This window comes from Nocardia suismassiliense, from assembly GCF_900269665.1.
GTDB lineage: Bacteria > Actinomycetota > Actinomycetes > Mycobacteriales > Mycobacteriaceae > Nocardia > Nocardia suismassiliense.
The window spans coordinates 1,090,903-1,111,063 of record NZ_LT985361.1 but is presented as its reverse complement, the minus strand read 5'-3'; the positions used below and the strand labels follow the sequence as shown (position 1 = coordinate 1,111,063).

General features: G+C 67.9%; 17 protein-coding genes. 7 read left to right on the top strand and 10 right to left on the bottom strand.

The window, feature by feature from the left end; translation table 11 throughout:
- Positions 1–26: 26 nt before the first annotated feature.
- From DBO33_RS05065 to DBO33_RS05055, 3 genes are all read left to right on the top strand, one after another.
- Positions 27–860, top strand: coding sequence for a sulfurtransferase (locus DBO33_RS05065; protein ID WP_107653991.1), 834 nt, complete (start codon positions 27–29; stop codon positions 858–860).
- Between the two features lie 5 nt (positions 861–865).
- Positions 866–1,171 carry a DUF1416 domain-containing protein gene (locus DBO33_RS05060; RefSeq protein WP_040730884.1) on the top strand — a complete coding sequence of 102 codons (306 nt, stop codon included), beginning with the start codon at positions 866–868 and terminating at the stop codon, positions 1,169–1,171.
- 191 nt (positions 1,172–1,362) lie between these two features.
- Positions 1,363–2,070 (top strand): FABP family protein, encoded by a 708-nt coding sequence (locus DBO33_RS05055; RefSeq protein WP_107653990.1) that lies wholly within the window; start codon positions 1,363–1,365, stop codon positions 2,068–2,070.
- A 267-nt stretch (positions 2,071–2,337) separates the two neighbouring features.
- On the opposite strand, the gene DBO33_RS05050 is transcribed toward DBO33_RS05055, so the two are convergent.
- From DBO33_RS05050 to DBO33_RS05030, 5 genes are all read right to left on the bottom strand, one after another.
- Positions 2,338–3,990 carry an ATP-binding cassette domain-containing protein gene (locus tag DBO33_RS05050; RefSeq protein ID WP_107659991.1) on the bottom strand — a complete coding sequence of 551 codons (1,653 nt, stop codon included), beginning with the start codon at positions 3,988–3,990 and terminating at the stop codon, positions 2,338–2,340.
- Between the two features lie 83 nt (positions 3,991–4,073).
- The gene (locus tag DBO33_RS05045) at positions 4,074–5,879 is read right to left on the bottom strand and encodes an ABC transporter ATP-binding protein/permease (RefSeq protein ID WP_107653989.1); all 1,806 of its coding nucleotides are present in this window, start codon (positions 5,877–5,879) and stop codon (positions 4,074–4,076) included.
- A gap of 3 nt (positions 5,880–5,882) precedes the next feature.
- Positions 5,883–6,905 (bottom strand): cytochrome d ubiquinol oxidase subunit II, encoded by a 1,023-nt coding sequence (gene cydB, locus DBO33_RS05040; RefSeq protein WP_107653988.1) that lies wholly within the window; start codon positions 6,903–6,905, stop codon positions 5,883–5,885.
- Positions 6,906–6,914: 9 nt separating this feature from the next.
- Positions 6,915–8,411, bottom strand: coding sequence for a cytochrome ubiquinol oxidase subunit I (locus DBO33_RS05035; RefSeq protein ID WP_107653987.1), 1,497 nt, complete (start codon positions 8,409–8,411; stop codon positions 6,915–6,917).
- A gap of 292 nt (positions 8,412–8,703) precedes the next feature.
- A complete protein-coding gene (locus tag DBO33_RS05030) occupies positions 8,704–9,624 on the bottom strand; it encodes an aminodeoxychorismate lyase (RefSeq protein WP_107653986.1) in 921 nt (306 codons plus the stop codon).
- Between the two features lie 194 nt (positions 9,625–9,818).
- Between DBO33_RS05030 and ygfZ the strand changes: the two genes are divergently transcribed.
- The 4 genes from ygfZ to DBO33_RS05010 all read left to right on the top strand — a co-directional run bounded on the left by ygfZ (position 9,819) and on the right by DBO33_RS05010 (position 13,126).
- A complete protein-coding gene (gene ygfZ / locus DBO33_RS05025; RefSeq protein WP_234390698.1) occupies positions 9,819–10,931 on the top strand; it encodes a CAF17-like 4Fe-4S cluster assembly/insertion protein YgfZ in 1,113 nt (370 codons plus the stop codon).
- A 121-nt stretch (positions 10,932–11,052) separates the two neighbouring features.
- Positions 11,053–11,793 carry an MOSC domain-containing protein gene (locus DBO33_RS05020; protein ID WP_407670474.1) on the top strand — a complete coding sequence of 247 codons (741 nt, stop codon included), beginning with the start codon at positions 11,053–11,055 and terminating at the stop codon, positions 11,791–11,793.
- Positions 11,790–12,743: an asparaginase gene (locus DBO33_RS05015; protein WP_107653983.1), complete on the top strand. Its 954-nt coding sequence runs from the start codon at positions 11,790–11,792 to the stop codon at positions 12,741–12,743. The genes DBO33_RS05020 and DBO33_RS05015 overlap by 4 nt, the downstream gene beginning before the upstream one ends.
- A gap of 176 nt (positions 12,744–12,919) precedes the next feature.
- The gene (locus DBO33_RS05010; RefSeq protein WP_107653982.1) at positions 12,920–13,126 is read left to right on the top strand and encodes a DUF3073 domain-containing protein; all 207 of its coding nucleotides are present in this window, start codon (positions 12,920–12,922) and stop codon (positions 13,124–13,126) included.
- A 149-nt stretch (positions 13,127–13,275) separates the two neighbouring features.
- Here DBO33_RS05010 and purM read toward each other — a convergent pair whose 3' ends face one another.
- From purM to DBO33_RS04985, 5 genes are all read right to left on the bottom strand, one after another.
- Entirely contained in the window at positions 13,276–14,352 is a 1,077-nt protein-coding gene (purM, locus tag DBO33_RS05005; RefSeq protein WP_107653981.1) for a phosphoribosylformylglycinamidine cyclo-ligase, read from the bottom strand.
- A 221-nt stretch (positions 14,353–14,573) separates the two neighbouring features.
- A complete protein-coding gene (locus tag DBO33_RS05000; protein ID WP_407670598.1) occupies positions 14,574–16,250 on the bottom strand; it encodes an ABC transporter ATP-binding protein in 1,677 nt (558 codons plus the stop codon).
- A gap of 11 nt (positions 16,251–16,261) precedes the next feature.
- The gene (locus DBO33_RS04995) at positions 16,262–17,272 is read right to left on the bottom strand and encodes an ABC transporter permease (RefSeq protein ID WP_234391329.1); all 1,011 of its coding nucleotides are present in this window, start codon (positions 17,270–17,272) and stop codon (positions 16,262–16,264) included.
- Between the two features lie 92 nt (positions 17,273–17,364).
- Positions 17,365–18,375 (bottom strand): ABC transporter permease, encoded by a 1,011-nt coding sequence (locus tag DBO33_RS04990; RefSeq protein WP_255528054.1) that lies wholly within the window; start codon positions 18,373–18,375, stop codon positions 17,365–17,367.
- A 122-nt stretch (positions 18,376–18,497) separates the two neighbouring features.
- Entirely contained in the window at positions 18,498–20,114 is a 1,617-nt protein-coding gene (locus tag DBO33_RS04985) for an ABC transporter substrate-binding protein (protein ID WP_107653979.1), read from the bottom strand.
- Positions 20,115–20,161: the final 47 nt, after the last annotated feature.

Here is a 20,161-nt window from a genome sequence, read left to right as displayed (position 1 = left end):
GCTGTTTCATCTCTGAAAGGAACAACATGGCTCGCTCCGATGTCCTGGTCTCCGTGGACTGGGCCGAAGAGAACCTCAACGCCCCCGGCGTCGTCTTCGTCGAGGTCGACGAGGACACCTCCGCCTACGACAACGGCCACATCGAGGGCGCCGTCCGGCTCGACTGGAAGAAGGACCTGCAGGATCAGGTTCGTCGTGACTTCGTGAACCAGGAGCAGTTCTCCGACCTGCTCTCGGCGCGCGGCATCTCGAACGACGACGAGGTAATCCTGTACGGCGGCAACAACAACTGGTTCGCCGCGTACGCCTACTGGTACTTCAAGCTGTACGGCCACACCAACGTCAAGCTGCTCGACGGTGGCCGCAAGAAGTGGGAGCTCGACGGCCGCCCGCTGTCCACCGACGGCGTCAACCGCCCGGCCACCCAGTACAAGGCCGCCGCCCCCGACGTGACCATCCGCGCGTTCCGCGACGAGGTCATCGCCGCCATCGGCACCAAGAACCTGGTCGATGTCCGCTCGCCCGACGAGTTCTCCGGCAAGATCCTGGCCCCGGCGCACCTGCCGCAGGAACAGAGCCAGCGTCCCGGCCACATCCCCGGCGCCATCAACGTGCCGTGGAGCAAGGCCGCGAACGAGGACGGCACCTTCAAGTCCGACGCCGAGCTCGCCGAGATCTACAAGGAAGCGGGCCTGGACGGCGAGAAGGAGACCATCGCCTACTGCCGGATCGGCGAGCGTTCCTCGCACACCTGGTTCGTGCTGCAGGAGTTGCTCGGCCACAGCAATGTCAAGAACTACGACGGGAGCTGGACCGAGTACGGCTCCCTCGTCGGTGCACCGATCGAGTTGGGAGCGTAATCAACATGTGTGCAGCACCTACCCAGGGTCAGGCCATTCCGGCAGGCGTCGACGTGGAGAAGGAAACGGTCATCACCGGCCGTGTCCTGAGCACCGACGGCCAGCCGGTCGGCGGCGCGTTCGTGCGCCTGCTCGACGGCAACGGTGATTTCACCGCCGAGGTCGTCGCCTCCGGCACCGGCGACTTCCGCTTCTTCGCGGCGCCGGGCGCATGGACCTTGCGGGCGCTCTCCTCGGCCGGTAACGGTTCCGCCGAGGTTCGTCCGGAAGGCGCGGGAATCCATCCCGTGGACGTCGCAGTCGCCAAGTAAGAGACCGCACGCAGCTAACGACCCCGGACTTCCCGCACCGTGACGGGAAGCACCGGGGTCGTCTGCATATGCGGCGGTGGTTGTCGATAGACTCCAGATGTGGTCCTCTTCTTCGAGATTCTGCTGGTGGCCGTCGCCATCCTCATCGGCTGGTTCGGCCTGTACGTCTTCTACCGGCTGTTCACCGAGTCATGAGCGATCTCGCGAGCGAAGGTTCAAACCCGGCCGAGCAAGCGAGTGAACAACTGAACGGCAACGGCTCCCCCGAATCGGCTGGTCGCCGCAGCGGCGATCAAGCCGTGTCCGAGGCCGTCGAGCGGGCCAAGACGACCGGTGCCCGCAACATTCCGGTGCTGCCCGATCTGCCGCTGCCCGAGGACACCGCGAATCTGCGGCTCGGGCCGGATCTGAGCTCCTCCATGCTTGCGCTGCTGCCGATGGTCGGCGTGTGGCGCGGCGAGGGTGAGGGCAACAACCCGGAGCGTGGCGATTACCGTTTCGGTCAGCAGATCATCGTCGCGCACGACGGCGGCGACTACCTGTCCTGGGAGTCGCGCTCCTGGGCGCTGGACACCGAGGGCAACTACTCGGGCCCCGATCTGCGCGAGAGCGGCTTCTGGCGGGTCGGCATCGACGGCAACGACGAGGTCATCGAGCTGCTGCTCACACACAGCACCGGCATCGTCGAACTCTTCTACGGCCAGGCGCTCACCCAGTCCTCCTGGGAGCTCGCCACCGACGTGGTCATCCGCAGCCAGTCCGGCATCGTGGTCGGCGGCGCGAAGCGCCTCTACGGCATCGTCGAAGGCGGCGACCTCGCTTATGTCGAGGAACGCGTCGTAGCCGACGGTCCCCTCGAGCCTCGCCTCTCGGCCCGGCTCCAGCGCTACATCGGCTAGGTATCAGAGCGACGACTTTCGGTCGTTGTGCCGAAACGCATCCGGAAAAGGTACAGCCCCCGAGCCTTACCGAAGCGGGGTTAGTCGCTCAGGTCCTGGTCGGACTCAACCAGGGGCTCGGGGGCCGGGTGACTGCGTGGTATTCGCTAGCGCTCGCGCGGCGAAACACTGCAGCGGTGGCGCTAGCGCGCAGCCACCTCACGCGTCCTTTGAATAACCATTCTTCGAACCACCTCCTTCCTGTGTACTGACGAATTTAGCCATGGATCAGCGGGTCGGCAACGGAATTTCTCCGAGGGCGGAAGTGTGCGTCGCGCGATCTACGAAATCGGCTTTCACCTGGGCTGATGCTTCGACCCGGACGACGACGTCGGCACTGTGGTGTGGTGGCAGCTGGTGTGTGACGACCACCACAATTCGATCGGGTTCCACCAAACCGCTGTCGGCGTCCAACAACTCGCGCAGCAGCTCGGCACCCGCGTCTGCCTCGAGGTGTTCGGTCGGTTCGTCGAGCAGCAGTACCCGAGCCGGCGATACGAGAGCTCGGGCGAGCAGGATGCGGCGGCGCTGACCGCCCGAGACCGCGGCCCCGCCACCGATCAGATCGCTGTGCACGCCCTTCGGCAGGGAGTCGAGCCAGTCGCCGAGACCCACTCTGGCCAAGGCCTTCTCGGCTTCAGCCGCGGTGAGATCGCCGCGGGCGACACGCAGGTTCTCCAGTACGGACGTGCCGAAGAGATGCGCGTCTTCGGCGAAGAAGGTGACACCGGGCCGGGGAGTGTCGAAGAGTCCCGCCCATGCCATCAGCAGCGTGGTCTTTCCGGCACCGCTCGGCCCGACCACGGCAATCCTACGGCCCTGGGGCAGTTCCGGAAGTTGTTGCAACAAAACGTCTTCGAGCGCACGGTCGGTAGGCGCGGGTTCGGCGTCATCGAGCTCGGTCAGCCGACGCAGGGCCGCACGAGCGGTCGTCAACGCCTGGGCGGCGGCGGGCAGCGGGCCGACCGCCTCGAAGGCCGACAGCGGAAGCAGGACGAGCACGGTGAGCGCCATCGGTGTCATCGCACCCGGCGCACCGCCCGACGGACCGTAGAGGGTGATGCCGATCAGCAAAGCACCCAGCACACTCACGCCGATCGAGAGCGGGGTGGCCGCGGCCGACCACGCGCTGCGCGCGGCCGCCGCATCCTCCGCCGCGACCGCCCGGCGCGAGGCTTTGGTGGCGGCGCCGAGTGCCGCGTCCAGCCGACCCGCGACGCGCAGTTCGGCCGCGTGGTCCAGCACCGTCAGTGCCTGCGCGGTGAACTCGGCCCGGTCCGCACGCACGGCCCGTTCGGCGTCCCGTGCCGCCTTTGCCGACAGCCATGGGGCGACGACCCCCGAAAGCGCCAGCGCCCCGGCCAGAATCGCGGCCGCGGCCATCGAAATCGTGGCCAGCAGGCCGATCGCGACCGCGGAAAGCACGACAGCGACCGCGACTGGGACGAACACCCGCACCACGACGGCGCCGAGATCGTCTATGTCGCTACCGATTCGGACGAGCAGGTCGCCCCGGCGCAGCTGCCCGTTCGGCCGCCCCGCACCTACAACGGCTGCTCGTCGGCCGCTCGACGGCCTGCGCAGCCAGAAGTCGGATCCGGCCAGCGTGCGATAGACCGAGGTGCGTGCCGTCGCCATCGCACGCAGCGCGACATCATGAGTGGCAAGCCTTTCCAGGTATCGGCACAGTCCGCGCGAAATACCGAGCGCTCGCACGGTCACCACGGCGATGCTCAGATCCAGCACCGGCGGCATCTGCCACGCACGGGCGATCAGCCACGCGGCCAGCGCCGCCAGCCCGAGCCCGCTGCCGAGCGCGAGCACGCCCCAGGCAACAGCCACCACGACCCGCCAGCGGGACAGTTCGAGCAATGCCCACATGCGCCGCAGATCGCCGAGCAGCGGCACACTTTCCGTTGCCGCGCCGGGCGTCTTCGCTGCGACGCCGTCCGCCCGAACACTCATCAGACACCCACCTCCGCCCGCTCATCGATCGAGGCGCGTACGCGAACCACCTGATCGGCCGCCGCGAGAACCGTTGGCCGGTGGCCGATCACGATGACCGTCGCGCCGTCGCGAGCGCGCTGCTTCAGTGCCGCGAGGACCGCGGTCTCGCTGTCGGCGTCGAGGTGGGCCGTCGGCTCGTCCAGCAACAGGATCGGCCGGTCCGCGGCGAGCACCCTGGTCAACGCCAGTCGCTGGCGCTGGCCGAGGGACAGCCCGACGCCGCCCGGACCGACCACGGTGTCCCACCGATCGGGCAGTTCATCCAGCACCGTGTCGAATCCGGTGGCCACACAAGCGGCTTCGAGGTCGTCGACCACACGGGCCGCTCCGTGCGCGCTCGACGGCCCGGCCTGCGCGCCGAACAGTTCGAGGTTTTCGCGCAACGTGCCGGGCACCAGGACGGGGCGCTGCGGCAGCCACGCGACGCGGGCCCACCATGCATCCTGATCCAGCTCACGGACATCGATGCCGTCGACGGTCACCGCGCCCTGGTCCGGCTCGATCAGTCCCAGAATCGCCTGCACCGCTGTAGATTTCCCGCTGCCGTTGGGCCCGGCGAGGACCGTGACGACACCGGGCCGCAGCACCGCGGACAACCCGTCGGGAGCGAAACCGCCACGCGCCCGGACGGACAGCTCGTGCAGTTCGACAACTCCAGCAACCCGCGACGGCGCTACGCCACCGGCACCCAGGCTGCCACTATCCGGCCGACCGGACTCCGCTGCATCGGGTACCGACTCGAGCACCGCGAAGGCCTTGTCCGCGGCCGCCATTCCGTCCTGTGCGGCATGAAACCGCTCCCCCACCATTCGCAGTGGCAGATACACCTCCGGGGCCAGCACCAGGGCAACCAGGCCCGCGTACAGGCTCATCTCACCGAACACCAGCCGCAGTCCGATGGACACCGCGATCAGCGCGACGCTCAACGTCGCGAGCAGCTCGAGCACCATCGAGGACAGGAACGCGATCCGCAGCGCGCGCATCGTGCGCTGCCGCAACGCATCGCCGAGCGCACGCACGCGGTCGGCCATGGTGCCCGGGCGGACCGCCAGCGAATCGGCCGCGTCGTGCTCCGGAACCCGTTCCGCGGCAACCACTCCGCCCCGCTCCCGCCCGAGCGCTTGCAACGTCGGCATCCCCGCGAACAGGTCGAGCAGTTGATCCGACAGCCGGGTGGTTGCGGCGAGGGTTGCCTCGGCGCGCCCCTGCGTCAGCAGCCCGATCAGAATCATGAAGATCGGAATCAGCGGCAGCGTGATCACCACGATGAGGCCCGAGAGCGGATCATGGATCGCGATGACCGCCAATACGATCGGCGGCACCAGGACCGCGAGCAGCAGGGCCGGAACGTAACCGATGAGATAGCCGCGCAACCCGGACAGTCCGGTGCCGACCACCACCGCGAGTTCGGTTCTGCGGGTTTCGAGTTCCCGCGGTGGCAACCGCGCACCGGCGGTGAGCACCGCGGTCTCCAGCTCGGCCACCACGCCCGCGCCCGCCCGGTGCGCCAGCCGCGATTGCAGCCAGGTGGCCAGCACCCGGCAGGCGATGGCGAGCGTGAGCACCAGCAGCTCGGTCGTCCATGCGCCGAGGCTGCGCTGCCCGGGATCGGTGACGACCCCGGACAGCACCCGGGCCAGCATGACCGCCGCGACCACGATCGTTCCGGTGATCACCACGGACAGTGCGACACTCACCACCAGGTAACGGCGTGCCGAGCGGGCATACCGCCACAGGCGCGGGTCGACGGGCGGGCGGGCCATGGCTCAGTCCTTCAGCGGTAGCCCGACCGGGGCCGGGATCTGGTCGACCGTGATCCGCTTGCGGAACACCCAGTACGTCCAGCCTTGGTAGAGCAGCACGACCGGCGTGACGATCACCGCCGCCCAGCTCATCACCTTCAGCGTGTACGGGGTGGACGACGCGTTGTGGATGGTCAGGTCGAAGGCCGCATCGATGGTGGAGGGCAACACATTCGGGAACAGCGACCCGAACAGCAGCGTGGTCGCCGCCGCCACCGTGACGGTGGTGCCGGTGAAGGCCCAGCCGTCGCGATCGGCGAGCACCGCGGCGCAGGCGCCGACGAGCCCGAGTACCGCGAGCCCCAGCGGAATCCACGTCCATCCGGTGCCGTAGGCCAGCTGAGTCCAGAGCCCGAAGGCGCCGACGATCACGGCGGTCGGCGCCAGCAGCAGCCTGGCCGTGCGCTGGGCGTCGTCGCGCACCTCGCCGCCGGTCTTCAGCGCGAGGAACACCGCGCCGTGCAGCGCGAACAACAGTGCGGTGGTCAATCCGCCGAGCAAGGCGTAGGGGCCCAGCAGATCCCACACCGAGCCGGCGAACTGCTTCTTCTCGTTCAGCGGCACCCCGCGCACGATATTGGCGAAGACCCAGCCCCAGGCGAGCGCCGGAATCCAGGAACCGATGCCGATCCCGAGATCGCAGCGGGCCCGCCAGCGCGGATCGTTGATCTTGCCGCGATATTCGATGGCGCAGATGCGCAGGATCAGCGCGACGAGCAGCAACAGCAGCGCCAGGTAGAAACCGGAGAACATGCTGGCGTACCACTCCGGGAAGGCGGCGAACATGGCGCCGCCCGCGGTGATCACCCAGACCTCGTTGCCGTCCCACACCGGCCCGATCGTATTGAGCACCACCCGCCTTCGTGTGTCGGAGCCGCGGCCCAGGATCGGCATCAGCATGCCGACGCCGAAGTCGAAGCCCTCCAGCACGAAGTAACCGGTGAACAGCACGCCGATCAGCACGAACCAGAACTCTTGCAAACTCATCGTCGGCTCCTAGTAGGCGAACGAAAGTTGTTCGACGGCAGGCTCTTCGGTCCGCGGCCCGCCCGGTCCGCCGGTATCGCCCGGCTTGTCGTCGCCGGCGACCACCGGCGCCGGATCGGGCCCGTGCACCACGTAGCGCCGCATCAGGTAGAACCAGACCACCGCCAGCGCGCCGTACAGCAGCGTGAAGACGATCAGCGAGAACAGCACCACCCCGGCCGAATGGTTCGACACACCCTGCTGCACCATCAGCCGCACGTTCGGGTCACCCGTCGGGTTCGGCACGACAACCCAAGGCTGGCGGCCCATTTCGGTGAACACCCAGCCCGCGCTGTTGGCCAGGAACGGCGTCGGAATCATCAGCAGGCTGAGCCAGGAGAACCAGCGCTGGTTCGGCACCCGGCCGCGGCGGGTGAGCCACAACCCGGCCAGCGCCAGCAACGCCGAGCCCGCCGCGAGGCCGATCATCGCGCGGAACGACCAGTAGGTGACGAACAGGTTCGGCCGGTAGTCGCCGACGCCGTACTTCTCGTTGTATTCCTTTTGCAGGTCGACCACGCCTGGCAGCGTGACGCCGCTGAACTCGCCCTTGGCCAGGAACGGCAGCACGAACGGCACCTCGAGCACGTGGACGACGCTGTCGCAGTTGTTGTGCGTGCCGACCGTGAGGATGGAGAAGTCGGGGTCGGTTTCGGTGTGGCACAACGACTCCGCCGAGGCCATCTTCATCGGCTGCTGCTCGAACATCAGCTTGCCCTGGGTGTCGCCGGTGAAGAACAACGCCACCAGCGACACCAGCATCACCCAGGTGCCGACCAGCGCCGCGGGCCGCCACATGGTGCGCGCCTCCGCCAACTGGGCGCCGTCCCCGCTGCGCGCCTTACGCACCATCCACCAGCCGGCGATCCCCGCCACGAAAGTGCCTGCCGTGACGAAGGATCCGGCGACCACGTGCGGAAAGGCAGCCAGCAGTGTGTTGTTCGTGAGCACCGCGACGATGCTCTCCAACTCCGCCCGGCCCGTCTCCGGGTTGAACCGCGCGCCGACCGGATGCTGCATGAACGAGTTCGCGGCGACGATGAAGTACGCCGAGGCGTTCACCCCGATGGCGACCATCCAAATCGCGGCCAGGTGCGCGAGTTTCGGCAATCGGGACCAGCCGAAGATCCACAGCCCGAGGAAGGTCGACTCCATGAAGAAGGCGACCAGACCCTCGAGCGCGAGCGGCGCGCCGAACACGTCACCGACGAAGCGGGAGTACTCGCTCCAGTTCATCCCGAACTGGAACTCCTGCACGATGCCGGTGGCGACACCGAGCGCGAAGTTGATCAGGAACAGTTTGCCGAAGAACTTGGTCAGCCGGAGCCAGTGATCCTTACCGGTGATCACCCACGCGGTCTGCATGGCGGCGACCAGCGGTGCGAGTCCAATGGTCAGCGGCACCAGCAGAAAGTGGTAGACCGTGGTGATCCCGAACTGCCACCGCGAGATGTCCAGTGCGTTCATCGCCGGACCTCGCCGGCGCTCGGCTGCGTCATGACCGCCGGGGCGGCTCCGTCATCGGTTCGCTCGCTCACGGTGCCACGACCTCCTCGTCGTCTACGACATGACGTAGTAATACTACGTCGGAGGAGGGTCGGCAGCAGTGAGTCGTAGGACACGACACACGGGGACTTTCGGCCTTCAACAGCGCTTTTGCGAGCTCCTACCGCCCTGCGGCCGGGCGAGTAGGACGCACATCACGTCGACGGCTACCCGTCGGCGGCCGGTGCGGGCAGTCACCGGTCGCCGCAGAGCGTTACCAGTCGCCGATGGCTCCGGCCCGTTCGACGCCACGGTCGACCAGGTCGATGATTTCCTGCGCGTTATCGGGCGCCGACATCCGCAAGCCGTCCAGCGAGTTCACCCGCGCGGCGAGCGAGACGCTCGACATCATCCACACGCTGTCGCAGGTGAGCAGGTCGGCGGTGAACAGCGACTTGTAGATACATTCCCACCCCGCCTTCTCCGCCTCGGCGAACAGCGCACGCTGGGTGACACCCGGCAGCACACCGTTCTTGGCGGGCGGGGTGATCAGCTGCTTGTCCCGCGCGATCACCACGGACGAGCGCGGACCCTCCAGCACCCGGTTCTCGGTGCTGGTGAAGATCACGTCGTCGGCGCCCATCCGGGCCGCGAACCGCAGGGCCGCCATATTGGACGCGTAGGACAGCGTCTTGGCGCCGAGCAGTTGCCACGGCGCGGCCTGCGCCAGGTCGATCGAGATGCCGCGGGACAGCGTCACCACCGCGACACCGTCGGTCCGCGCCTTCTGCACCCGATCCGGCACGGGTAGCACGAGCACGTACGCGGTGGGCACCGGAACGGCGGCCGCGAGATCACCGGTCGTCACCTTCTCCGTCACGCCCGATAGCTCCGAGTCGCGCCCCCGGGTGAGCACCAGCCGCATCACCCCTTCGCGGTCTGCACCCCACTCTTTCGCGGCCCGCTCGACCGCCTCCCGCCACCGCCCCAGTTCGGGCTCGGGCAGATCCAGCGCCTGCGCCGACCGGCGCAGCCTGCCTAGATGAAACTCGATCGCACACGCGTTGCCCGCGCGCACCAGAACTGTTTCGAAAATACCGTCGCCCCGCAATACGCCGATATCGTCCGCATACAACAACGGCGCGTCCGGATCCCGGACAGCGCCGTCGAGTGAGACAAGAACCCGATCTACCATGCGTCGAGAGTAGGCGGTGTTGCTATGTCTCGCCTATGTCACGGCAGACTTCGCGGCATCTTTTACAAGCTGCCGCCCGAGGTTCACCCGGACGCCGCGTACTCGCCGTCATGAACGTCTCCGAACGGCCGCGCGCACACTCCCGCACAGCCCCGGTTCGGGCACCCGACTCCGGCCCCGCCTACAGTGGAAACGTGTCCGTGGTCGTTGCGCCCAGCCCCATCCTCGCTGTTTCGGGAGCCGTCGCGGGAGCGCCGGGTTCGCCCGACGCCGCCGTCGCGTGGCACTACGGTGACCCGCTCGGTGAACAACGCGCCGCCGTCCAGCGCGCGGCGGTCGTCGATCGCTCGCACCGTTTCGTCCTGACCATCACCGGCGCCGAGCGGCTGACCTGGCTGCACACCATCAGCAGCCAGCACATCGCCGCCTTGAGCGACGGGCAGTCGGCGGAGAACCTGGACCTCGATCTCAACGGCCGGGTGCTGAACCATTTCGTACTCACCGAGCTGGACAACACGGTCTGGATCGATACCGAAGGCGACCGCGGCCCCGCGCTGCTGGAGTTCCTGCGCAAGATGGTCTTCTGGGCCGATGCCAAGCCGGCGGAGTCCGAGTACACGGTGCTGAGCCTGCTCGGACCCAAGGCCGCCGAGGTGGCCGCCGCCGTCGGCGTCGCGACCCTGCCCGGCACCTACGAGGCCGTGCCGCTGCCCGACGGCGGTTTCCTGCGGCGCATGCCGTGGCCGACCGCCGACTCCTTCGATCTGCTGGTCCCCCGCGACCGGCTCGCCGAGTGGTGGACCCGGCTGACCGAGGCCGGGGCCGAACCGGCGGGCATGTGGGCGTTCGAGGCGCTGCGAGTCGCCGCCGTGCGACCCCGCATCGGCCTGGACACCGACGAGCGCACCATCCCGCACGAGGCCCGCTGGATCGGCGGAGTCGCCGAATACGGCGCCGTGCACCTGGACAAGGGCTGTTACCGCGGCCAGGAGACGGTGGCACGGGTACACAACCTCGGCAAGCCGCCGCGGCACCTGGTGCTGCTGCACCTGGACGGTTCGGCCGACGAGCGCCCCGCCACCGGCGACGACCTCACCGCGGGCGGCCGCACCATCGGTCGCCTCGGCACCGTCATCGACCACTACGAACTCGGCCCCATCGCGCTCGCACTGGTCAAACGCACCGTCCCGGCGGACACCGCGCTGACGGCCGGAACGACCGCAGCGGCCATCGATCCCGACTCCGTCCCCAGGGACGACGAACCGCAGGCGGGCAGGCTCGCCGTCGATCGGCCCCGCGGCCGCTGACCCGCCATGGCCATCGAATACCGCAGGGGCACCGGCCCCGCGTCGCCCGCTGGGTACCAGCCGAGCGACCGCATCCGCCATTCCGGCGTACCGACGGCACCCGACCACGTGACGAGAGGAAGTGACTGTGCGACCAGGTGATACCGGCCAGGTGCTGGCCGTCTGCGTGGTGCACGCCGACCTCGACGTGCCGGGCCGCGTCGGCAAATCCGCGATCGACAAGCGGCCGAGGCCGGGCCGGGTACCAGTGCGCGCGCTCGGGCTCGACGGAGATCACGTCTGCAACGTCAAGGATCATGGCGGTGTGCACCAGGCCGTCTATGCCTATGCCGACGAGGACGCCCAGCGCTGGGGCAGCGAGCTGGATCGGGACTTGCCCGCGGGCTGGTTCGGCGAGAACCTGCGCATCGAGGGACTCGCGGTCAGCGACGCGGTGGTCGGCGCCCGCTGGACCATCGGCGACACGCTGCTCGAGGTGAGCGCGCCGCGGGTGCCGTGCGCCACCTTCCAGCACTGGGCCGGGGAAGCCAAGTGGGTCAAGCGATTCGCGCTGCGCAGCGACACCGGCGCCTACCTGCGGGTGCTGACCGAGGGCACGATCGGCGCGGGCGACCCGGTGTCGGTGGTGCACGTGCCGGACCACGGCATCACCGTGCGCGACGTCTTCACCGGCGCCGACCCGGACCGGCTCGTGTTCCTCGCGGCCGCGGAGCCGACCCTCTCCGACGACATCCGCATGCAGATCGAACGTCATACGCGCAGGCAGGCCAACGCCGACCGCGCGGTCCGGCAGCGCGCCGACGAACCAGCAGATCCGGCCACCCGACGTGGCGCCGAACTCGACACGGGAGCACAACTGTGAGTGTGGAACTGGTCGAAGTAGTCCGCTCCGGATTCCGCGAGTGCGTACACCGCGGCTCGGCGGTCATCCTCGATCCCGACGGCGAGCCGACGCTCACCCTCGGCGAGGTGCACCTGCCGATCTTCCCGCGCTCCACCAACAAGCCCATGCAGGCGATCACCTTGCTGCGCCACGGGTTCGAGCCCGTCGACGATGCCGAGCTCGCCATCGCGACCGCCTCGCACTACGGCGAACCCGATCATGTCGCGCTGGTGCGCAGGCTGCTCGACCGCTTCGGCTTCGACGAGAAGTCGCTGGAGTGCCCGCCGGATCTGCCGGTCGACGACAAGGCGCGCGCGGCCGTGCTTTCGGGTTCGCAGGGATCTCGGCGCATCTACATGAACTGCTCGGGCAAGCACGCCGCGATGCTGGCGACCTGTGCGATCAACGGCTGGCCGACCGAGGGCTACCTCGACGAGGGCCATCCGCTGCAGCAGGCGGTGCTCGCCACCGTCGCCGATCTCACCGGCGAACCCGAGACAGATCTCGGCATCGATGGCTGTGGCCTGCCGATCATTCCGGTGTCGCTGGTGAACCTGGCTCGGGTGTTCGCGACCATGGCGACCGCCGCGCCCGACGCGCCGGAGCGCCGCGTCGCCGACGCCATCCGCGCCCATCCGCGAGTGATTTCCGGCACCAACGCCCCCGATTTATTGACCATGGAGGCCACCCCGGGACTGGTCTGCAAGATCGGCGCGGACGGTGTGCACGCGGGTGCGCTGCCCGACGGCACCGCGTTCGCATACAAGATCGAGGACGGTAGCGACCGTGCTCGAATGCCCCTGACGCTGGCCATTTTGCACCGGATCGGGATCGACTGGACCGACGCGCACGCCGAGCTCGCGGCACCTCCGGTGCTCGGCGGCGGGGCCAGGGTCGGCGTGATCCGGGCGATCCCCGGGGTGCTCTAGCCGGGCGGACCGAGGGCGACAACCGGGCAAACGGAACCACTTCGAAGGTTCTTCAGGCACTCCTGGAAGCGGGACGGCCGGACACACGCTAAAGTGTCTGTCAGGAAGAGTATTAATTCGAACGGGGCCGCCAACCAAACCCCAGGCCGCCCCGCAGTGACGCGAGGGGGTCAGCCATGGGCCGTGGCCGGGCTAAGGCAAAGCAGACCAAGGTCGCACGCGAGCTGAAGTACAGCAGCCCGCCGAGCGACTTCGCGAGCCTTCAGCGCGAGCTTTCGGGAAGCCCCAACTCCCAACGGAGTGGTGTGCTGTCCGATGAGCACGACGCGGACAAGTCCTCATCCAAGTGGGAAGAGGACGACTACGACGACTGGCGCCGCTGACTCGGAGCAACGTCTGAAGGGGGAGGACAGCGTTCCTCCCCCTTCAGGCGTTGCCGCGCGTTGACGGATACCGCCGAAAAGGCTTACAACACACCAGCGTCCCGCATCTGAGCGATGCGGGACGCTGGTTTGTTGTATTTGGGTGAAGCTCAGAACCTGGGGTGTTCGCCCACCAATACAGCGCGCAGGGCGTCGGAATCCTTGGCCTTCTTGACGGTGCCCAGGGTCCAGCACTCGATGTGCCGGGCGGTCAGCACGGCCAGGGCACGGTCGACGTCCTCGGGGGCGACGATGGCGACCATGCCGACGCCCATGTTGAAGGTCTTCTCCATCTCGACCCGCTCGACCCGGCCGCGCTGCGCGATCATCTTGAACACCGGCGCCGGGTTCCAGGTGCCGCGGTCGAGCTCGGCCACCATGCCCGCGGGCAGCACCCGGCCCAGGTTGGCGGCCAGGCCGCCGCCGGTGACGTGGGCGAAGGTGCGCACGTCGGTCTCGGCGATCAGCGCGAGGCAGTCCTTGGCGTAGATCCGGGTCGGCTCGAGCAGTTCCTCGCCGAGCGTGCGGCCGAACTCCTCGACGTGGCCGGTGAGCGACATCCGGTCGATGTCGAGCAGCACCTTGCGGGCCAGGCTGTAGCCGTTGGAGTGCAGGCCGGAGGAGCCCATCGCGATCACCACGTCACCGGGGCGCACCCGGTCCGGGCCGAGCACCGCGTCGGCCTCGACCACGCCGACGCCGGTCGCGGACAGGTCGTAGTCGTCCGGGTCCATCAGGCCCGGATGTTCGGCGGTCTCGCCGCCCAGCAGCGCGCAGCCGGCCCGTACACAGCCCTCGGCGATGCCGGAGACCAGTTCGGCGACCTTCTCCGGCACGACCTTGCCGATGGCGATGTAGTCCTGCAGGAACAGCGGCTCGGCGCCGCACACGACGAGGTCGTCGACGACCATCGCGACCAGGTCGAGGCCGACGGTGTCGTGCTTGTCCATCGCCTGCGCTACCGCGATTTTGGTACCGACCCCGTCGGTGGACGCGGCGAGCAGCGGTTCACGGTAGCCGCCCTTCAGCGCGAACAGCCCGGCGAACCCGCCGAGGCCACCCTGCACCTCGGGTCGGCTCGCCTTCTTCGCCAATGGCCCGAACAACTCGACTGCGCGGTCACCTGCCTCGATATCCACGCCTGCCGCGGCGTAGGAGGCACCACCACTGGGGGTCTGTTCAGTCATTTTCGGGGAAAGCTCCAAACCGAATCGGCGGATAGATGCCTGCTCACGCTACCGGAACCGGATAACGACCTCGCAGCTGTCCCGCCGCTGATCCGCCTCTGCGCGTATTTTGCCGGTCGAAAGCGTCGTGGGACTTGACAACCGGACCGGCCGGAGGTTGCTCGTCGGGTCCCGGGCGTACCCGACGAGCTACCCATATACCTACGAGACCACTTGTCGCGTCACGTGATCTCGGTCGCGAACAATGCCGCGCTCTCCGCCCGGCGTCTGCGTTGCTCCACCGGATCGGGCACCGGCACCGCGGCGACCAGGCGCTGGGTGTACTCCTCGGTCGGTGCGCGCAGGATGCGATCGCGATCGCCCTGCTCCACCACCGCGCCGTTGCGCAGCACCACGATCCGGTCGGCCAGCTGATCGACAACCGCGAGATCGTGGCTGATGAACAGGCAGGCCCACCCGCATTCGCGCTGCAGCTGACCGAACAGCTCCAGCACCGCGGCCTGCACGGAGACGTCGAGCGCACTGGTCGGCTCGTCGGCGACCAGCAGATCCGGATCCAGGACCAGTGCCCTGGCCAGGCTGGCACGCTGGCGCTGACCGCCGGACAGCTCGTGCGGATACCGCCGCTCGGTGCCCGCGGGCAGCTGCACATCGTCGAGCAGTTTGCGCACCCGTGCCTTGATCTCCGCGGCGCTGCCCATCTTGTGCACGAGCAGTGGCTCGGCGACGCACTCGCCGACGGTGAGCCGCGGATTCAGCGAGCTGGCCGGATCCTGGAAGACGAAGCCGAAGCGCCGCCGGATCGGCCGCAGCTTGCGCCCGGACAGGCCCGCGATGTCCTGCCCGCGTATCTTCACCACGCCCGAGGTGGGGCGTTGCAACGCGGCGACACAGCGGCCGATGGTCGACTTGCCCGAGCCCGATTCGCCCACCAGGCCCAGGGTTTCGCCGGGCCCGATGCACAGATTCACCTCGTCGACCGCGCGGAACGGCGGCCGCCCGAACGAGCCGGGGAACTCGACGACCAGATCGCACACCTCGAGCACCGGCTCGGCGGTCGCGGCCACCTCTTCGGCCGGACCGTGCGCCAGCTGCTCGGTGCCCAGGTGCGGGACGGCCGCGAGCAGCGCCCGGGTGTAGTCCTTTTTGGGATTCGCGAACAGCTCGTCCACCGGAGCCTGCTCGACCACCCGGCCGTTGCGCATCACCACGACGCGGTCGGCCAGGTCGGCCACCACACCCATGTTGTGCGTGATCAGCACGATGGCGCTGCCGATCCGGTCGCGCAGGTCGCGCAGCAGCTCCAGGATCTCCGCCTGCACCGTCACGTCGAGGGCCGTGGTCGGCTCGTCGGCGATGATCACCTTCGGCTCGCAGGCGATGGCGATGGCGATCACCACGCGCTGCTTCTGCCCGCCGGAGAGCTGGTGCGGGTAGAAGTTGACCCGATGCTCCGGGTCGGGCAGCCCGACCATGCGAAGCAGTTCGATGGCGCGGGCCTTCGCGTCCTTCTTGCTCATCTGCGAGTGCGCGCGCAGCGCCTCGCCGATCTGGAAGCCGACGGTGAACAGCGGGTCGAGCGCGAGGCCCGGCTCCTGGAACACCATCGAGATCGCGCCACCGCGCAGCGCGGTGAGCTGCCGCTCGTTCATCGAGGTGATGGTCTCGGTGCCGAGGGTGACCAGACCGCGCACCCGTGCGGTCTGCGGTAGCAGACCCATCGCGGTGCGCGAACTGACCGACTTGCCCGAACCGGACTCCCCGACGATGGCGAGCACCTCGCCGGGGAACACCTCGTAGGAGACGTCGGAGACCGCGTAGACGGGTCCGGCGTCGGTGGCGAAGGTGACCGAGAGCGACTCGATGGACAGCGCAGGCTGCCCGCGATCGACGGTCACCGCTGGGGTGGTCATGGTGTCTCCTTCCCGGCAGTGCCGTCCTTGACCAAATCGACGTTCTTGCCGTCGGTTTGGGTGACGGCGGCACGGTCGAGTTCGGCCGGGTCGGCGACTTCGATGCCCGCGACGGTGATGGCGTCGCCCGGCGCCGAGGCGACCGAGCGCCGGGTACGCAGGATCGGGTTGAGCACCTCGTTGAGGCTCTCGCCGACCAGGGTCATGCCGAGCACCACGAGCACGATGGCGAAACCGGGGAAGATACCGGTCCACCAGATGCCGTTGGAGACGTCGGACAGCGCCTTGTTCAGGTCGTAACCCCACTCGGCGGCCTGGGTCGGCTCGATGCCGAATCCCAGGAAGCCGAGCCCGGCCAGCGTGAGGATGGCCTCGGACCCGTTGAGGGTGACGATCACCGGCAGCGACTGCGTGACGTTGGCGAAGATGTGCCGGAACAGGATTCGCGTGGTGGACGCGCCGGTCACCCGGGCGGCGTCCACGTACGGTTCGTTCTTCACCGCGATGGTCGCGTTGCGCACCACCCGAAAGTATTGCGGCACGAAGACGGCCGTGATGGCCACCGCCGCGGACAGCACGCCACCCAAACTGGTGGACCGGCCACCCGCGACCACGATGGACACCACGATCGCCAGCAGCAGCGTCGGGAACGCGTACATCGCGTCCATGAACAGCACCAGCACGCGGTCCAGCCAGCGCCCGACGTAGCCGGACAGCAAGCCGAGCGGCACCCCGACGAACAGCGAGAGCACCAGCGAGATCGCGATGACGAACAGCGCGGTGCGGGCGCCGAAGATCACCCGGGAGAACACGTCCTCGCCGCGGACCGAGGTACCGAACCAGTGCTCGGCCGACGGCGCCTGCTGCCGTGCGAAATCGACACCGTCGGCGGTGCTCTGGGCGAAGCCGTACGGCGCGATGAGCGGAGCGAAGATGGCCGCGAGCACGAAGAACCCGACCAGGCTCAGCCCGAAGATCAACGTCACCCGCTGCAAGCCCGCGGTCATCGAGAACAAGCGCAGACCGGGTATGCCCCGGCGCGCCTTCACGGGCACCGGCGGCGCGATCACCGGTTCGTTCAGCAATTCCGGTGCGGTCATCAGAACCTCACCCTCGGATCAATCAGTGCCACAAGGGCATCCACCAGGAAGCTCATCACCGCGACGACCAGCGCGATGAACGCGACGATGCCCTGCACGGCGATGAAGTCACGCGCCGACAGATACGTCGCGAGCTGATAACCCAGACCTTTCCATTCGAAGGTGGTCTCGGTCAGCACGGCACCGCCGAGCATCATGGCGATCTGCATGCCCATCACCGTGACGATCGGAATCATCGCGTTGCGGAAGGCATGCCGGCCGGTGACCACCCGCTGCGAGAGTCCACGCGCCCGCGCGGCGTCCACGTAGTCGGCCCGCAGGGTCTGGATCAGGTTGATCCGCACCAGCCGCAGGAAGATGCCCGCGGTGAGCAGCCCGAGCGCGATCGCGGGCAGCACAGCGTGTTTCAGCACGTCGAGCAGGTAACCCATGTCGCCGTAGAGGATTCCGTCGATCAGCATGATGTTGGTCTTCGGTGAGACGTGCTGCAGCTGCAGCTCGACATTGGTGCTGGCCCGGCCCGCCACCGGCAGCCAGCCCAGCTGCACCGCGAAGACCAGCTTCAGCAGCAGACCGACGAAGAACACCGGCGCCGCGTAGGCCAGGATCGCGAACAGCCGCAGACCGGTGTCGGTCGGCGAATCGCGCCGGGTCGCCGCGTATCTACCCAGCGGAATACCGACCGCGAAGGCCACGATCAGCGCCCAGAACATCAGCTCCAGCGAGGCGGCGCCGTAGGTCATCACCACTTCGCTGATCTGCCGATTGTCTTGCGACTTACCGAAATCCCCGCTCAGCAGGCCGGTGATGTACTCCCAGTACTGCGACAGGATGGGCCGGTTCAGCCCGGCCGCCTCCTTGCGCACCTCGATCTGCTCCTGGGTCATCCGCCCACCCATGGCCGCACTGATCGGGTCGCCGGCCACGCGCATCAGGAAGAATACGACGGTGACCAGAATCCACGCGGTCACCGGGATCAACATCAATCGCACACCCAAGTAGCGCAGCAGGGCGAGCTGGCGCGAATCGCCGCCGCCCTTCCGTGCTCGTGGCACGCCGAAGCGCCGGGCCCGGGCCGGCGCTGGCTTCGTTTCTGGAGCAGCTGTCGTCCCGGGCCCGGCTTCGCCGGATGTCACTTGCTCAGCACCGTGTAACGGAACTTGAACGACGCGTCGAGAGTCTGCTCCACTCCCTGCACGTTCTTACCCGAGACGGCGATCTGCTTGCCGGACAACAGCGGAACGATCGGCAGGTGGTTCTGTGCCAGATCCTGCTGCACGTTCTTGAGGATCTCCATCCGCTTGGTCTTGTCGCGTTCGGTGATCTGGGCGATCAGCTGCGCGGTGACGCCGGGATTCTCGAAGTGCGACTGCAGGAAGTTGTTCGGACCGAAGAACGGGGTCAGGTAGTTGTCCGGGTCCGGAAAGTCCGGGAACCAGCCGAAGTGGTAGAGCGGGTACGAATCGCGTGCCCGTTCCCGCTGGTAGCTCACCCATTCGGTGGACTGCAGGTTCACCCGGAACAGCCCGCTGGCTTCCAGCTGCGACTTGATCGAGGCGTACTCCTCGGAGCTGCTCGAACCGTAGTGGTCCGGGTTGTACTGCAGGTTCAGCTCGACCGGCGTCGCGACACCCGCGTCGGCGAGGAACTTGGCGGCCTTCTCCTTGCTCGGATCGGCGCCGTAGATGTCCTTGAACGGCTCCGTCGCGCCCGGAACACCCTGCGGCACCGACGAATACGCCGGCGTGTAGGTGTTCTTGTAGATGTTCTTGGCCAGCGCGGCCCGGTCCACCGTGGAGGCGAGCGCCTTACGCACCGCCAGCTTCTGCTCCGGCGTGCCGCCCGGCATGGTGTTCATGTTGAACACGATGTAGCGCAGCTCGCCACCGGGGCCCTCGTGCACGGTGACCTTGCTGTCGCCGCGCAGCGACTCGATGTCGGTCGGCGTCAGCGACCGGTAGGCCACGTCGAGCGACCCGTTCTGCAGGTCGAGCTTCATGTTGTCGGTGGTGGCGTAGTACTTCGTCGAGACGGTCTTGGTCTTCGGGGTGCCGAGGATCCCGTTGTAATCCGGGTTCGCCTTGTACTCGACCAGCTTGTTCTTGTCGTAGCTCGCGATGGTGTACGGGCCGGAGTAGCCCTTGTTCTTCACCACGTCCTCGTCGGCCATCACCTTGTCCGGCGAGTACACCTTCTCGTCGACGATCGGCCCGGCCTGGGTCGGCAGGATCGCCGGGAAGGTCTGGTCGTTGGCGACCTTCAGCGTGAAGTTCACGGTGCGATCGTCCGGGGCCTCGGTCTTCTCGAGGTTGCCGAGCAGCGAGGCGGGCCCGTTCGGGTCATTGATCTTGACCATGCGGTCGAAGGAGAACTTGACGCTCTTGGCGGTCAACGGGTTTCCGTTGGCGAACTTCAGACCCGGCTTCATGGTGCAGCTGTACACCGTCGGGGTGGTGAACTCGCACTTCTCCGCGGCGTCCGGCTTCGGCGTCGCGTCGCCGGGCGCGAAGTTCAGCACGTACTGGTAGAACTGCGTCTCCGCGACCAGCGAGCCGTTGTCGTAGGCGGCTACCGGGTCGAGCGAGAAGATTTTGTCCGTGGTGCCGGCCAGCAAGCCGCCACCGTCACCACCATCACCGGTCCGGCCGGAACCGCAGCCTGCCAATGACGACGCCACCAGCGTCGCCAGGCCGACGGCCGCGATAGTTCGCGTCCGGGTCCGGCCCCCAGGTGTTCTAGAAACCAACATCAGGGCCCCACTTCTCGAGCGCCGCACCGCGCTGTCCTGGATCGCAG

What these genes read in the sequence shown, in the direction of transcription:
- DBO33_RS05065 (WP_107653991.1), top strand. Translation starts at nt 27, where the DNA reads ATGGCTCGCTCCGATGTCCTGGTCTCCGTGGACTGGGCCGAAGAGAAC.
- DBO33_RS05060 (WP_040730884.1), top strand. Translation starts at nt 866, where the DNA reads ATGTGTGCAGCACCTACCCAGGGTCAGGCCATTCCGGCAGGCGTCGAC.
- DBO33_RS05055 (WP_107653990.1), top strand. Translation starts at nt 1,363, where the DNA reads ATGAGCGATCTCGCGAGCGAAGGTTCAAACCCGGCCGAGCAAGCGAGT.
- DBO33_RS05050 (WP_107659991.1), bottom strand. Translation starts at nt 3,990, where the DNA reads ATGTGGGCATTGCTCGAACTGTCCCGCTGGCGGGTCGTGGTGGCTGTT.
- DBO33_RS05045 (WP_107653989.1), bottom strand. Translation starts at nt 5,879, where the DNA reads ATGGCCCGCCCGCCCGTCGACCCGCGCCTGTGGCGGTATGCCCGCTCG.
- cydB (WP_107653988.1), bottom strand. Translation starts at nt 6,905, where the DNA reads ATGAGTTTGCAAGAGTTCTGGTTCGTGCTGATCGGCGTGCTGTTCACC.
- DBO33_RS05035 (WP_107653987.1), bottom strand. Translation starts at nt 8,411, where the DNA reads ATGAACGCACTGGACATCTCGCGGTGGCAGTTCGGGATCACCACGGTC.
- DBO33_RS05030 (WP_107653986.1), bottom strand. Translation starts at nt 9,624, where the DNA reads ATGGTAGATCGGGTTCTTGTCTCACTCGACGGCGCTGTCCGGGATCCG.
- DBO33_RS05010 (WP_107653982.1), top strand. Translation starts at nt 12,920, where the DNA reads ATGGGCCGTGGCCGGGCTAAGGCAAAGCAGACCAAGGTCGCACGCGAG.
- purM (WP_107653981.1), bottom strand. Translation starts at nt 14,352, where the DNA reads ATGACTGAACAGACCCCCAGTGGTGGTGCCTCCTACGCCGCGGCAGGC.
- DBO33_RS04995 (WP_234391329.1), bottom strand. Translation starts at nt 17,272, where the DNA reads ATGACCGCGGGCTTGCAGCGGGTGACGTTGATCTTCGGGCTGAGCCTG.
- DBO33_RS04985 (WP_107653979.1), bottom strand. Translation starts at nt 20,114, where the DNA reads ATGTTGGTTTCTAGAACACCTGGGGGCCGGACCCGGACGCGAACTATC.